This window comes from Pyxidicoccus sp. M6 (genome assembly GCF_055568925.1).
The window spans coordinates 5,057,891-5,072,057 of record NZ_CM145714.1 but is presented as its reverse complement, the minus strand read 5'-3'; the positions used below and the strand labels follow the sequence as shown (position 1 = coordinate 5,072,057).

13 protein-coding genes are annotated in these 14,167 nt (G+C 71.2%); 2 read left to right on the top strand and 11 right to left on the bottom strand.

The features are described 5' to 3' along the window. Positions 1-146 precede the first annotated feature (146 nt). Complete coding sequence (locus ACVTJA_RS20210; RefSeq protein WP_465840458.1) at positions 147-3,989, bottom strand: serine/threonine-protein kinase; 3,843 nt, start codon at positions 3,987-3,989, stop codon at positions 147-149. Between ACVTJA_RS20210 and ACVTJA_RS20205 the strand changes: the two genes are divergently transcribed. After that, positions 3,919-4,065, top strand: a complete 147-nt coding sequence (locus ACVTJA_RS20205) for a hypothetical protein (protein WP_465840781.1) — start codon at positions 3,919-3,921, stop codon at positions 4,063-4,065. The two genes, ACVTJA_RS20210 and ACVTJA_RS20205, sit on opposite strands and share 71 nt — an antisense overlap. A 74-nt stretch (positions 4,066-4,139) precedes the next feature. Here ACVTJA_RS20205 and ACVTJA_RS20200 read toward each other — a convergent pair whose 3' ends face one another. After that, entirely contained in the window at positions 4,140-5,996 is a 1,857-nt protein-coding gene (locus ACVTJA_RS20200; protein ID WP_465838369.1) for an OPT family oligopeptide transporter, read from the bottom strand. 342 nt (positions 5,997-6,338) lie between these two features. Between ACVTJA_RS20200 and ACVTJA_RS20195 the strand changes: the two genes are divergently transcribed. Then, positions 6,339-7,706: a hypothetical protein gene (locus tag ACVTJA_RS20195; RefSeq protein WP_465838367.1), complete on the top strand. Its 1,368-nt coding sequence runs from the start codon at positions 6,339-6,341 to the stop codon at positions 7,704-7,706. A 30-nt stretch (positions 7,707-7,736) separates the two neighbouring features. On the opposite strand, the gene ACVTJA_RS20190 is transcribed toward ACVTJA_RS20195, so the two are convergent. From ACVTJA_RS20190 to ACVTJA_RS20150, 9 genes are all read right to left on the bottom strand, one after another. Further along, entirely contained in the window at positions 7,737-8,744 is a 1,008-nt protein-coding gene (locus ACVTJA_RS20190; protein ID WP_465838366.1) for a carbohydrate kinase family protein, read from the bottom strand. A 26-nt stretch (positions 8,745-8,770) separates the two neighbouring features. Continuing rightward, positions 8,771-9,505, bottom strand: a complete 735-nt coding sequence (gene recO / locus ACVTJA_RS20185) for a DNA repair protein RecO (RefSeq protein WP_465838364.1) — start codon at positions 9,503-9,505, stop codon at positions 8,771-8,773. A 9-nt stretch (positions 9,506-9,514) separates the two neighbouring features. Further along, entirely contained in the window at positions 9,515-9,901 is a 387-nt protein-coding gene (locus tag ACVTJA_RS20180) for a helix-turn-helix domain-containing protein (RefSeq protein WP_465838362.1), read from the bottom strand. A 22-nt stretch (positions 9,902-9,923) separates the two neighbouring features. Continuing rightward, a complete protein-coding gene (gene tgl / locus ACVTJA_RS20175) occupies positions 9,924-10,685 on the bottom strand; it encodes a social motility TPR repeat lipoprotein Tgl (protein ID WP_465838360.1) in 762 nt (253 codons plus the stop codon). Between the two features lie 41 nt (positions 10,686-10,726). Then, complete coding sequence (locus tag ACVTJA_RS20170) at positions 10,727-11,191, bottom strand: social motility and stimulation tgl protein (protein ID WP_465838358.1); 465 nt, start codon at positions 11,189-11,191, stop codon at positions 10,727-10,729. Positions 11,192-11,224: 33 nt separating this feature from the next. Further along, complete coding sequence (locus tag ACVTJA_RS20165) at positions 11,225-12,091, bottom strand: hypothetical protein (RefSeq protein WP_465838357.1); 867 nt, start codon at positions 12,089-12,091, stop codon at positions 11,225-11,227. Positions 12,092-12,243: 152 nt separating this feature from the next. Further along, the gene (locus tag ACVTJA_RS20160; RefSeq protein ID WP_465838355.1) at positions 12,244-12,993 is read right to left on the bottom strand and encodes a lytic transglycosylase domain-containing protein; all 750 of its coding nucleotides are present in this window, start codon (positions 12,991-12,993) and stop codon (positions 12,244-12,246) included. Further along, entirely contained in the window at positions 12,990-13,340 is a 351-nt protein-coding gene (locus ACVTJA_RS20155) for a phasin family protein (protein WP_465838353.1), read from the bottom strand. Before ACVTJA_RS20155 ends, ACVTJA_RS20160 begins: the two co-directional genes overlap by 4 nt. A gap of 167 nt (positions 13,341-13,507) precedes the next feature. Next, complete coding sequence (locus ACVTJA_RS20150; protein ID WP_465838351.1) at positions 13,508-14,065, bottom strand: hypothetical protein; 558 nt, start codon at positions 14,063-14,065, stop codon at positions 13,508-13,510. Between the last annotated feature and the right edge of the window lie 102 nt (positions 14,066-14,167).

Below are 14,167 nucleotides of genomic sequence, written 5' to 3'. Positions count from 1 at the left end.
GAACGGTGGGAGATGACGGGATGTCCTGGAGCAAGCACGTGCCGAGCCAGCCTCCGGAAAACCTCGACTCACCGGGAACACCTCGCTGAGCCCCGGCCGGCTGTAGCGCGGAACGTCACAAGCGCGGGGAGTTGTGACGTTTCGCGCTACACGGCCCACAGCGAGGCCCTCAATGACTCCAGGCGGGGACGCCACAGGGGAGCGCCCTCCACGGCGCGCTCGGCCCGCTCCAGCCAGGTCCGGGCCGCCCCGGCGCGTCCGGACTGGAGCGCGCTCCGGGCGGCCTGGAGGAGGATTTCCGCCTTCTCATCCTCCGAGGCGTAGGTGTCCGCATCCTCCGCGAGCGCCTGCCAGGCCTGTGAATCCGGAGCCGCGACTCCGGACGAGGCCTCACGCACCTGGAGCTCCACGAGCCTGCGCATGACGGCGGTGGGCGGCAGGGACTCCGGGGGGCAGTGCGACTCAATCCACCGGAGCTGCCGCTCGGCCTCGGCGAGGTCGCCGCTCGCCGCGCCGATGCGCGCGAGGAGCAGCGCGTCCACGGGGACGGGGTGCTCGCGGAAGAAGCGCACGCCCAGCTCGTGGACGCGGCGGGCGAGCGGCAGTGCTTCTTCGAGGCGGCCTCGCATGTAGAGCACCTCCGCGAGGTTGAAGGTGGACCAGCGCTCCACCTGCGCGTGGCCCAGCTCTCGGCCCACAGCCATGGCGCGCCGGAGGTCCTGCTCCATGCGGCCCACGTCTCCCAGCCGCAGCCAGAGCAGCACGCGGTTGATGAGCGTGGCGGCGAGGTGGAGCGCATCGCCGGCCTCCTCGCAGCGGGTCATCGCTTCATTGAATCGCTCGGCGGCCTCCTCCGTGCGGTCGAGGAAGGTCAGCGCCGAGCCGAGCAGTGCGCCGGAGACGACCAGTGTCTCGTGGTCCCGGGCACGCTCCGCGCCCTCCACCGCCGAGGAGAGGACGCGCGCCGCCGCGCCCCACTCTCCCTGACGCACGTGCAGCCGACCTCGGGCCAGGGTGCAGCGCAGGGAGAGGCGCGGGTCATCGAGCTGCTCGATTCGCTCCAGCGCCTCGCGAGTGCAGACGGTGGAGCCCTCCACGTCCTCCATCCAGTCGCGCGCGGTGGCCTCCTCCAGCAGCAGGTCGACTTGAAGGGCCACGTCCTTGCGTGACTCGGCCAGCACACGCGCGGCGGCCAGGTCCGCGAGGCCTTCGCGAAAGCGCTGCAGCCGGTGCCGCACGCGCCCACGTCCCGCGAGCGCACGAGCGCGACGCTCTCCGTCCCCCTCGGGGAGCAGCGCGAGCGCGCGGGTGTAGTGCTGCTCGGCCTCGACGGAGAGGTGGGCGCGGCGGGCCTCCTCGGCCAGGGCGAGGAACGTGGCGGTGGCTTCCTCGTGAGCGCCGCAGGCGGCGGCGTGGTGCGCGCGGCGGCGGCGCTCGGCCAGGCCCTCGGTGGGTGTGGCACGGAGCGCGGCGGCGTGCAGGGCACGACGGGCGAGTGGAGGAAGCAGTGCCTCCAGGGCTTCGCGCAGGAGCGGGTGCCGGAAGGAGAAGCGTCCCGGACCGGTGGGGCGGAGCAGCCCCGCGCGCGCGAGCCGCTGGAGCCCCATGCCCGCATCGAGGGAGAGCACGCGCTCGGTCTCCTCGTTGGGCTCGAGGTGGTGCAGCGCCGCGTCCACGCGAGCCACCTCCACCTCCGTGCCGAGCACGGCGCACAGCCTCGCGAGCACGCGATGTGCCTCGGGAAGACCGGCGAGTGCGCGCGCGGCGAGGCGCTCGAAGAGGGGCGTGATGGAGACGTCCAACAACGCGTCGGGAGCGACGTACCAGCCGCCACCGGGAGACGTGCGCAGCGCCCCTGCTGCCCGGAGCGCACCGGCCAACTCCACGAGGGAGAGCGGAACGCCCTGCGCGAGCTGTTCCAGTCGCGCGAGCACAGGCTCGGGAATGTGCTCAGCGGGTCGCAGCAATCGCAGCAGGAGCGCGCGGCTCGCTTCGGGCGACAGCGGAGGCAGCGCGTGGTGCGAGACGCGGGCACTGCGCTCGCCGAGGTGCGGACGCAGGCCCAGCAGCGCGGGGCGCGCGGCGATGCAGATCCACAGCGGCGCCTGGGTGCCGGCGAGGGTGGCTACCTCCAGTGCATCGAGGCTGATGGGGTCCGCGAGGTGACCATCGTCCACCAGCACCACGAGGGGTGCCTGCCGCGCACGGTGGTGGAGCTCTTCGGCGAGAACACGCGCGATGAAATGACGCGCATCCGCGAGAGGCGGAGCGCCACGGGGACGAAGCAGCGGGGGCAGGGCTTCACGTCCATTGATGCTCGCGGCCGCCGACGGCCTCAATGACACGAAGGCAGGCGCGACTGAAACAGGTGAGCCTCCATGCGCCGCTCCGCTGTCCGCCCAGGACGGCATGTTCGCGAGGGAGGACATCAGCGCGTCGTGCAGCGGCTCCTGCTTCACGGCATCCGGCGATGGCGCCTGCACGCGCACCACCCACGCGCGCCCTTCCCTTTCGAACCGCGCCGCCAGCGCGTCGATGAGCCGTGACTTGCCGTGGCCCACCTCACCCGCGAGGACACAGAGGCCGGGCACCTCCTCGTCGAGACACCGCGCGGCCTCCGCGGCCAGCGCATCCACCATGGCGTCGCGGCCCGACAGCGGAGGTGCTTCGGATGAGGACGTGGAAGCACCACCGTCATGGAGGCGCAGGCGCAGGCTCTCGTCGCCATGACTCGAGGCTCCAGCAACCGCGGGCTCCGTCGCACCGGGCCCGAGGCGCGAGGCGGCAGCGGGAGTGACACCGGCCTCTCCGACCGCGAGGTCCTCGGGCCACCAGTCCCCGAGGGCTTCGAGCGCCGAACCCGCGACACGCGTGGTCGTGGCCCCCGGGTACACGTACAGCTCCGCGAGGTGGAGGACCGCGCCAGCCCTGCCCTCCTCCACCAAACGCCTCGCGACGAGCGCCCCGGCCCGCAGGTTCGCTTCGGCGGAGTGCGACTCGGAGAAGGCGACGACATAGCCACGCGAATGGACCCGCGCGAGCGAGCCTCCATGTGGCTCGACCATCGCGAGCAGTGAATCCACGGCCAGGCTCGCATGCACGCCGAGCAACGCCACGGGCCGAAACCCCGTCGCCGAGGCAGGAAGCACCGCCACGGGAGTGACGACTGACGGAACAGTCCCCGTCTCGGGAGCCTCCTCGCGACAGGCGGCATCGAAGGCGGCGAGCACTTCGGAGGCCCGCGCGAAGCGCTCCGTGGGTGACTTGGCGAGACACCTGCGCAGCACCTCATCGAGCGCGACCGGCACGCTCGCGCGCTCCGAGACTCGCGGTGGCCGAAGGCTCACGTGCCCGTGGCGGATTTCCTCCGAGCCTCCGGTGAAGGGCGGAGCTCCCGTGAGCAGCTCGAACAGGAGAACACCGAGCGCGTAGATGTCCGCGGCGGTCCCCGCTTCACGCGCGTCCAGGCACAGCTCGGGCGACATGTAGATGGGCGTGCCCAGGCGCTGGCCCACGGGCGTGAAGCCCGGAGCCTCCACATCCGGCGCGGCACTGTCCCCGGGCTCATCGAGAAACCGCGCGAGGCCGAAGTCGAGCAGGCTGAGCGCACCGCCTTCGCGCAGGAAGATGTTCTCCGGCTTGAGGTCGCGGTGGGCCAGCCCCATGGCGTGGACGCGCTCCACGGCTGCGCACAGGCCACTAAGTAGTTCCCGCACGTGCGACACGGACGCAGCCCCCGTCCCGGGCAGCGCGGCCATCCACGCGGCGAGCGTCTGCCCACGCAGGTGCTCCAGCACCAGGAACGGCCGGCCGCGCGTGGTGCCATGTTGAAGCAGCTCGGGTGCGGTGGGCGGGCCTACACGCCGCAGCGCCGCGGCCTCGCGAGCGAAGCGCTCATGGTGCGGCCCGAGGCCGAGCTTGAGGGCCACCTCGCGTCCGTCCTCGTCGCGGTACGCGGTGAAGACGTGGGAGAAGCCGCCCCGGCCCAGCATGGCCGCACCTGTCAGTCCGGGCACGTCCGCGAGCGGCAGCGGCTCGACGGAAGGTCCGGGCGAGGGCCGCTGACCGTGCACAGGACACGCCGCTCCAGTGGCGACGCGTCGGTGGCAGACCGGACAGCGCATGGGCGGAGTCCCAGGTTACCAGAGCGCTCGGACCAGGACGATGCCGACGCCCACCAGGCCTTCACCCGCGATGAGGCCCGCGGCGAACGTCACCACTCCACCCTCCGAGGAGGGACGCACGCGTCGCGTCACGGCCGCGCAAAGTGCGCCCAGGAAGAAACCCAACGAGGTGGAGGCCGACACCAGACAGGCCAGACCCATGCCCAGGGGCGACGGCACCCACTGTCGCGCACGCTCGGGCAGCAGCCGCTCCGCCAGGGTGAGGACCGCGGCGAGCAACGCGGCCCACAGCATGGCCATCCGCGTGGAGGGCTCCAGGCTGCCGAGACCCGTGGACAGCACCTTCGCCATGCCCGCCGTCACTTCGGCAACGGGCGCGGGGAAGCGCGCGCTGCCCAGCACGGAGCGGTCCGGCACGAGCAGGAAGAACAGCGGAACGATGGCCGCCGCTCCCACCACACAGCCGAACAACTGCGCGAGGAACAGCCGTCGCGGATGGGCTCCGAGCAGGTGCCCCGTCTTGAGGTCGCTGAGCAGGTCCGCGGCGGAGGACGCCGCATTGACGGTGATGCCCGCGGTGGCGAGGTTGGCCTCGACGTTGCGAGGCAGCAACACACCGAAGGTGACCTGCGTCACCTGCTGGAGCGGCCCCACCGGAGTGGCATCCGTCTCACCGGTGACGCGGCAGGCGATGAGGCACAGCACGAACGAGAGCGCCACCGCGAGCGCCGCATGCGGCAACGGCACACCGAAGGCGGAGTGCGCCAGCGCGAGGATGGCGGGAGTCAGCACGGCCACACCCGCGAGTACCCAGCGTCCCGGAACCTGCAACGCATCCACCGGGTGCGGAGCCGCGCGACGGCCGGAGAAGAGACCTCGCAACGCGCGCCCCAGCACCTGGCCGTCCAGGATGAAGTGCAGCAACGACGCGGTGGTCAGCGCGGCCGCGCCGGGCCAGAGACTCCACCCGAGGAAATCTCCATCGGCAGGAAGCAACCCCGCCGCGAACACGCGCGGAGCCACGATGCCGTGGATGAGCACCGCGCCCAGAAACCACGAAGCGGTGAGGCGCAGTCCGAGCAGCGCGCCACCGCCAATCGGAAGAAGGCTCGTATCCAGCGCGAAGCCGAGGCGCTCCAGCGGCATGCCCCCCAGCGCACCGGCGAATGGGAATGAATACGGAATGCGTCCAAGCCCCTCGCGGCCCAGGGTGACGAGCCCCGCCACCAGTCCGCCGAGGCCGAGCAGGCGCGTGCCCGGCCGGGCCTCGCCGCCGGGTGAGTGCAGCGCGCGGATGGTGACGGCGGCAGCGGTGCCCGTGGCGAACGGAAGCTGCTCATGGTCCACGAGCCGGCGCTTGAGCGGCACCGCGAAGAAGACGCCCAGCGCCGACAGGAGCAGGGTCCACGCGAGCAGCGCCCACCCCGGAGGATGACTCCCGGTGGTCAGCAGCCACGCGCCCTGCACGGAGATGAGCGCGCCACCGGTGGCATAGCCCGCGGACGACGCCACCGCCTGCGCGCAGCACGTCTCCAGCGGAGACAGCGGAGCCCCCGAGACACCGGGCGCGAGCCTGCGCAGCGCCCCGTGCGACGCATGCGCGAGCAGCGCGGCCGTGATGGCGATGGGAAAGGCCACGGACAGCTTGAGGCTCGCGTAGAGGTTGGTGGCGCAGGTGGCGGCGCCGATGACGCTGCCCAGCAGCACGGCGCGCAGGGTGAGTTGCGGGACGCGGTCCCCCTGGTACACCTCGCGCAGCCAGTACGTGTCCGCGTCCTCGGGTGTGTCGCCGGGGATGCTCAGCAGCGACAGCGAGGCGGGAGCCGGGGCCTCATCCTCGGGAGCGGGGCGTGGAGCGGGCTGGGCGGCCATGGCTCCCATCCTTCCATCCCCGGGCCCCTCGGGACGAGCCCCGTTGCGCGTCTGCCTGCACACCTGGAATGACCCATGTGCTGAAGTTTCGACTGGCTCAGTGGCGCCGGACCGCAATCCTCAAGCGCAGCGCGCTCGGCGAGAGGCCGCTGCGGTCCGCGAACTGGGAGTTCGTCAGCATGCGGCGGGTGAGCGGCCCCACGCGCACGGCGAGCGCCGGACTCGCGGAGTGAGCCGAACCCACGCGCGCAGCGAGCACCGAACCCGCGTCGTGCACGAGATGACGGAACCACCCTCTCGCGTCCTTGCACGCGATATCCAGGCTTTCCTAGGGTTCCCGCCATGCACAAGACCTCTCGTTTCCTGGGTTCCGCGGTCCTCCTCGCAGCCGCCGCCACGGGCTGTGCGGGCCCCGCGCCTGAAGCTGACGCGCCTCGGGAGGCGCCCTCCCAACAACAGTCCTCCGAGCTCCCGGGTGCCCGCGTATGGAGCACGCCATTCAGCGGCATCGACGGCTTTGGCGACCTCGCCGTGCAGCCGGACGGGCACGCCGCGATTCTGGGCACGTCCAACAGCGACGTCGTGGTGGCGCGCTTCGACCCGCACGGCCAGCTCCTCTGGAGCAAGCGCTTCGGGGACTTCAACTATCAGCAGGCCACCAGCATCGCGGTGGACGCCGCGGGCAACGTCGTCATCAGCGGTGACTTCTGGGGCGAGCTCGACTTCGGCGGTGGCGCCCTCCCCTGCCCCGGCGCGCCGGGCAACCCGCGCGCCTTCGTGGCGAAGCTCGACGCCAACGGTGGGCACCTCTGGAGCCGCTGCTTCGGCGACGGAGGGCAGCAGCAGATTGGCGGCCTCGCCGTGGGCCCCGGTGGTGACGTGTTCATCACCGGCTACTTCGCCGGCGTCATCGACTTCGGTGACGGGCCCGTGCAGGCGGAGGGCGCTTCGGACCAGTTCGTGGCGCGCCTCGACTCGCACGGCCGCGCGGAGTGGCACACGGCCTACGACGCGGGCACGAGCGGCCTGGGCGCGCTCGCCGTCGACGGCCGGGGCAACGTCTTCGTGAGCGGCGGCTTCATGAATGCCATCCGCTTCGGTAGCAGCACGCTGGTCTCCGACGCCGGCTTCAACGCGTACGTGCTCAAGCTGGACCGTCGCGGCGAGCCGCAGTGGGCGAAGAGCTTCGGCGCGCACCAGAATCAGACGACGTGGCGCATCGCCGCGGACGCCGCGGGCAACCTCGTGGGCGCGGGCGCCTTCCAGGGCAAGGTGAACTTCGGCGGAAGCTCACTCGTGGCCTCGGGCATGGACGTGTTCGCCGTCTCGCTGGACGGCGCCGGCAACCACCGCTGGAGCCAGGGCTTCGGCGGCCCTGGCGACGATTGGGGCTTCGACGTGGCGCTGGACCCAGCGGGCAACGTGCTCGTCACCGGCGCCTTCCAGGGCACGGTGGACTTCGGCGCCGGCCCGCTGGTGAGCGCCGGTGGCGACGACATCTTCGTGGCGAAGCTGAGCCGCTCCGGACAGGCGCTCTGGAGCCGTGGCTTCGGCGACTCCAACAGCCAGGCCGCCTTCCGCGTCGCCGCCGCGGGCACGCGTGACGCCGTCCTCTGGGGCCGACTGTCAGGCACCGTGGACTTCGGCGCGGGCCCGGTGACGGACTACGGCCAGGCGAGCAGCGTCGTCGCGCGCATCACCCCCGAATAGCCTCGGGGACTCGCAGCCCGCCCGTCTCCCTCAGCGGGACGTGGGCGGGCGCGAGGGCATGACCGCCGCCAGTTCCTCCGCGCGCGGCAGTCCGTCCACCGCGCCGAAGCGCTGCACCACCCGCGAGCCCACGTCGCAGGCGAAGGTGGTCAGCGCCGTCAATTCCTCGCGCGAGGCCGACGCCAGTGTCCGCGCGTCGCCGTACCACCGCACCAGTCCGTGCAGCAGCGCCGCCACGAAGCCATCTCCGGCGCCCGTGGTGTCCAGCACCGTCACGCGCGGCGCGGGCACGTGGATGCGCTCGCCCTTCCAGAGCAGCACCGCGCCCCGCTCGCCCAGCGTCACCACCGGCAGCAGCACCCCGAGCGCGGACAGCCGAGCCAGTGCCTCCTCCGGCGCGTCCGTCCCGGTGGCGAAGCCAATCTCCTCCTCGGAGAGCTTCACCACGGTGCACAGCGGCAGCATCCGCCCGAGGAGCCCCTTCAGCTCGCGCGGGTCCTCCCACGCGTGCAGGCGCAGGTTGGGGTCGCAGCTCACGATGCGGCCCGCGTCGCGCGCCAGCGTCATCATGCGCACCGTGGCCTCGCGAGCCTCCTGCCTGTGTAACGAATTGGAGCCGCAGTGCACGGCCTTCGCTCGCAGCAGGAAACCCGGGTCCACGTCCGCGTCGCCGAGCAGGAACTCCGCCGAGCGCGTGCGGAAGTACGTGAAGCTGCGCTCCCCGCGCGCGTCCAGCGAGATGAACACCAGCCCGGTGCGGGCCTCGTCCGTCTGGCGCAGGTGACTCACGTCCACGCCCTCGGAGGCGAGGCGCTCGCGCAGGAAGTGGCCGAACTCATCCGAGCCCACCACGCCCAGAATCGCCGGCCTCAGGCCCAGCCGAGCCAGTCCCACCGCGACATTGGCCGGAGAGCCGCCCGTGGCCGGGTGCCACGCGGGCACGTCGCGCACGCGCTGACCCGGGGCCGACGGGAGGAAGTCCACCAACGTCTCGCCGAAGCACACCACGTCCAGCGGCGGCACCGTCCCCTCGCTCATGGCTCCTCCGCGAACGCCGTTCGTCGTCAGTCGAGGCCCACCTGGGCCATGAAGTCCACGCTCTTGAGGCGCCGGCCGAGGTGGTGGGAGATGAACACGTTGAGCAGGCTCCGCGCCCGCGCGCGCAGGTCCGCGGGCAGCGGCGTGCGCTGGCCCTCCTGCAAGGCGCGCAGGCCGGACAGCAGCGCCACCGGCACCGCCACCGACTCGCGGGCCCGGCTACCGCACGGCTCGCACACCGCGCCGCCGTGGGCCTGGTCGAAGCGGGGGCGCTCGCCAGGCTCGCCGCCGCACAACGAGCACGAGTCGAAGCGCGGCATCAGCCCCGCATGCGCCAGCGCGTTCAGCTCGAAGGCGAGCAGCGACGTGGGGCCCGCCTCCTTCGCGTCCAGGCGCGCGAGGTACTCCTCCAGCAGCACGAAGAGCTCCGGGTGCGGCTCGTGGTCGCGGGTCAGCTCGCGGCACAGCTCCACCGCGTACAGCGCGCGGGCGATGAGGGACAGGTCCTCCCGCGCCGCGTAGTAGCCCGAGACGATGTCCGCCGAGTCCAGCCGCACGGTGCTGCCGCGCGTCTCGACGATGTGCACGCGAAGCCGCATGAAGGGCTCCAGCGCGCCCGCGAAGCGGCGCTTGCTCTTGCGCGCCCCGGCGGCGAAGGCCGTCAGCTTCCCGTGCTCACGCGTCAGCAGGGTGACGAGACGGTCCGTCTCCCCGTAGTCCATGGTGGACAGCACGAGCGCGTCGTCGTCGAAACGCTCCATAGGATGGATTCAACGCGCGAGCGGAGAGGGAAGCTTCCCGCTCAGCACGAGGAACAGGTACACGCCCAGCAGCAGGACCACCACCGCCACCGACAAGCCCATGTACGCCCGCTTGCGCCGCTCCTGCTCGAGCTGCGCCGGCGACGGCGCCGGCACCGACTTGTCCACCTCCTCGTAGCGGAGCACCGCCTCCTCGGGGGACATGCCGATGACGCTCGCGTACGCCTTGATGTAGTTCACCACGAAGATGCGCGAGGGCAGCCGCTCCACCTGTCCGGCCTCCAGGGCCGCGATGAGGGTGGGAGGAATCTTCGTCTCCCGCGCGACGTCATCGCGCGACAGGCCCCGAAGCTCTCTCTGCTGGCTGAGGTACTTGCCGAATTCGACGTGGTCCACAGGCGTCCAGATAGCCAACCGGCTAGAGCTTTTCCAGCAACCTCCGGCAGTCATCCTTGAGCTGTTGTTCAGCGGGCTTTGCCTTCGCCTCGCACCCGGCGAAGGCCTGCTTCGCCACGTCCGCCTGGCCCTGCTTCGCCGCGCACACGCCCTCACGCATGTACGCGTCCGCCACCTCCGGGCAGCTCTCCCGGTAGCGGGTGAAGTTGCGGCACGCATCGTCCGTCTGGCCCGTCTCGTCGTAGATGAGACCCAGATTCTTGTAGCCCATGCAGAAGGACGGGTTGGTCGTCACCGCCGCCTTGATGCTCTCCAGGGCGCGCTGCGTTTCACCCTTCTTGTAGTAGGCCCAGCCCATGTTGCCCTGGGCGATGAAGGGCGTCGGGTAGAGCATGTCGTTGAGGACCTGCTCGTAGAGCTTGATGGCCTCGTCGTAGCGGCCCTGGTCCAGGTGCACGTTGGCCAGGTTGTTGCGGGCCTCGGAGAAGGACGGGCGCACCTTCAGGGCGCGCTCGTAGTGGCCCACGGCCTCCTCCGGCCGGCGGAACGCCAGGTGCAGCAGGATGCCCATGGCGTTGTTGGCCTCCGGGTAGTCCGGGTCGTTCTCCAGCGACAGCTTCAATTCGCGCACGGCGTCCTGCATGCTGCCCTGCTGCTGCGCCTGGATGGCCAGGTCATAGTGGATCTCCGCGCTGCGGCGCTCCTTCTCCGAGGGGGTGTGGGCACAGCCGGCGGAGACCAGCAGGAGCGCGAGCGAGCAGGACGCGAGGGCGAGGCGGGACATGGGGGCGGTGGATTCTCTTGCGGAGGGAGGAACGGGGGAACTCAGAAGGCGGCGAGGAAGCGGCCCAGGGTGGTGGTGACGTTCTTCTTCTCCTCGGCGCGCGCCACCACGGCGGGCACGAGCTTGGGGTCCTTGAAGAACACGGGCAGCGTCTTGAGCCACTCGTCCTGCTGGGTGGGCGGCGCGGCGCGCCAGTTGGCGTCATCCATCATGAAGCCGAGCGACTCCACGAAGGCCAGCGCGTCCCCCTCGTCCTCGCGGTACTCGTCGCCCGTCATGTTGCGGCGGCCGGAGAGGTACACCGCGCAGTCGGCGGCCTCGGCCAGGTACAGGTAGACGAAGACGGCGGCGCCCTGCCCTCCGCGGATGCCCACGACGAAGGCCTGCGCCGGGCCGGCCTGCTTGCCCGGAATGGCCACGTGCGGCGTATTGAGGGAGATGTGCAGCGCCAGTATCTGCTCCCGCGTGGCGGGCAGGCCCCGGTAGCGCTCGTCGAGGTTGAACACGATGGTGTCTCCGTTACCCGTCGCCCGCGGCCTTCAGCGCGTGGTGAGGGTGAACTCCTGGGTGGCGTCCTGGGTGTCCGCGGCCGTCTTCTGGAAGTGGATGAGCGGGTTGTCGATCATCACGTTGCCCCCGCCCTCGTTGCCCTCGCCAATGATGACCCGGAACGTGTGCGCGGGCGAATTGCTACGCCGGCTCCCGGAGGAGACCTTCCGGGCAATCAGCGTCACCGTGTTCGCTCCGGGCTGGAGGTTGCGGGTGATGTCCGCCACCACCTGGTCCTCGTTGCCGCGCAGCTTCCGCAGCCACTTGGAGTTGACGAAGACGTCGATGTCGTACTCGGCCATGCCCGGCACCGACTGCTCCGTCACCAGCCAGTAGCGCTGGGTGATGCGCCCCGGCACCGCGGGCGCGGGGGCCACCGGGGCCGTCGCCGGAGCCACCGCGCCAGGTGCGGCCGCGGCACCCGACGCCGCGGGGTACTGCGCGGGGGCCGTGCCAGACGCGGGGGCCACGGAGCCCGGGTACTGAGCCGGGGCGGCGCCAGACGCGGGGGCCACGGAGCCCGGGTACTGAGCCGGGGCGGCGCCAGACGCGGGGGCCACGGAGCCCGGATACGGAGCCGTAGGAGCCACCGCCTGGGGCGCCGCCGTGGGAGCCCCGGCCTGGGGCGTGGGAGCCGCGGGCGCGGCTGGCGTCACCGTCGTCACGCGGGCCGCATAGCCGGGCGCGTCGATGTAGATGTTGCCGGCCTCGTCGATGCGGACGGTGGCCTTCTCGAACTTCTGGTTGGTGACACCGTCAATCTTCACGCCGTTGAGGTACACGGAGCCGGCGAGGGCTCCCGTGGGAGCCACGGCCAGCACGGCGGCAAGAGCGGCGCTCCGAAGCAGGCGATTCATGCGGGTCTCTCCTCGGAATCTCCAACAGTCCCGGGCACTTGCAACGCTTAGCGCACCCCGGGCAGCGGAACAAGGCATGCGCGTGCCGGGTTGGAGCGGCCGGGCCGCCCGGAGATTCACCTGCCCGGCGAGGAGCCAGGGAGCCGGCTCGGCTAGGGAGACGGCTGGACGGGCTCGTCCGGCAATTCCCGCTGCGCCAGGGACCAGTCTCCGCCCAGGCCATGGCCCTCGCGGAAGCGCCGGAAGTCCCGCCGCACCAACCGGGGATAGCGCCGGAAGCGGTCCAGGTCGCCCTCCTTGATGGCGGTGCGGATGCGGGTGGGCCCGGCGTTGTAGGCCATCAGGGCCAGGTCCAAATCCCCGCCGAAGCGCTCCTGCAGCGAGCGCAGGTAGCGGATGCCCAACCGCACACAGAGGGCGGGATCCGCCGTCACCTCCTCGCGGGACAGGCGCAGGCCCTCCTTCTCCGCGAGGAAGTGCAGCGTGCTGGGCTTGATCTGCATCAGCCCCTTGGCGCCCTTCTCGGAGATGGCCTCCTCCTCGAAGTCGGACTCCACGTCGATGAGCGCCAGGATCAGCAGCGGATCATACCCCGTGCTCCGAGCCTCCTCCGCGATGGCCTGCCCGAGCTGCCGGCGCAGCGTGAGCCCGAGGTCCGGAGCCCGCCGCGCCAGCACCGCGTCGATGAGCTCCGCCTCGGGCGGCGCCGCCTCCGCCGCCACCACCTCCGGCACCACCGGCTGCACCTGGCGCTGATCCAACAGCGGCACCAGGCGCGCGGACACGACGAGCGCCACCCCCGCCAGCAGCGGGAGCCGGGAACAGCCAGAGCTGAGGGCGTGGAGATGATCGAAGAACCGCGTACCCAGAGACCTCCCGCCCGAGAGGGCGGGGGCCTTCACTTCCGCTGCTCCAGTTCCTGGATGCGCTCGGCGAGCTTGTCCAGCCGGGAGCCAAACGACGCCAGCTCCTCGCGGCGCGGCAGCTTCAGGCGGGTGAGCGCCAGGCGCACACGCTCTTCGACGTTGTGCTCCAAATCCTTGCGGTGTCCGGCGAGGCGCTCGCTGAACTCACGGGCCTGCCGCTTCACTTCTTCCTGGCTCCAGCCGGCCACCGCCGCCACGCGTTGCACGGCGCGGGAGGCTTCTTCCTCGGCCGTGTTCACCGCCAGCAGGGCCTGGCTCCAGAGCTTCTCGAAGGTCTCCGCGACAGGGTTCTTCTCTCGGGGGGCCTCGGGCTTGTTGTCCATGGGTCTCTCCGGGAGTGTTCCGCCGGGCCGCCCAGGCCCGAAGGGTCGAGGAACGGCCGAAGTAAGCACACCCCCGACGTGAAGGGAACGACGATGACGCACCTCCCCTTCCCTGTATCCACTCATGGAAAAGGGAGGTAACACACACCGTCAAATGCCGGGCGTTTTCAGGCGCGCGGCGACGACGAGGCGCCGTTGGCGGCCTTGGAGCCACCCACCCGGCGCACCGGCTTCAGCAGCGCATCCACCTTGCGCGACAGCTTGGCCAGCTCCTTGTTGAGGTCCTTGAGCTGGGCCTGGCTGGCCACGCCCACCGCCTCCACCACCTTGGTCTGCAGCCCGTCCAGGCGCTTGCGCAGCTCGGTGCCCGCGGCGTCCACCTTCCCGCGCAGCTCCTTCACGCGCGGATCCGCCAGCAGCTCACCGGCCTGCAGCTTCGCCCACAGCGCCTGGGCCTCCTTCGCCGCCTCCTGGCCGCGCGTCTCCAGCGTCTTCACGGCCTTCTGGGCTTCACCCTCCAGCTCCCCGAAGCGCTTCTGCGCCACGGCGAGCTGCGTCTTCACCGCCTTCTGGGCCTCACCCTCCAGCTCCTCGAAGCGCTTCTGCGCCACGGCGAGCTGCGTCTTCAGGAACGTCTCGACGTTCTGCGCAATCCCGCTCTTCGCAGCCTCGGTGGCGGGCGTGGTCTCGGTCTTCGTCTCGGTCGTCTCGTTCTTCGCGGTCATACCGTCCTCCCCTTTGATTTCCCGGTGACACCGGGCGGTAGCCAACTGCGTCATCCAGCGATGCGCCAGATTTAACGCACCGCGCCATGAACGTCAAGTCGA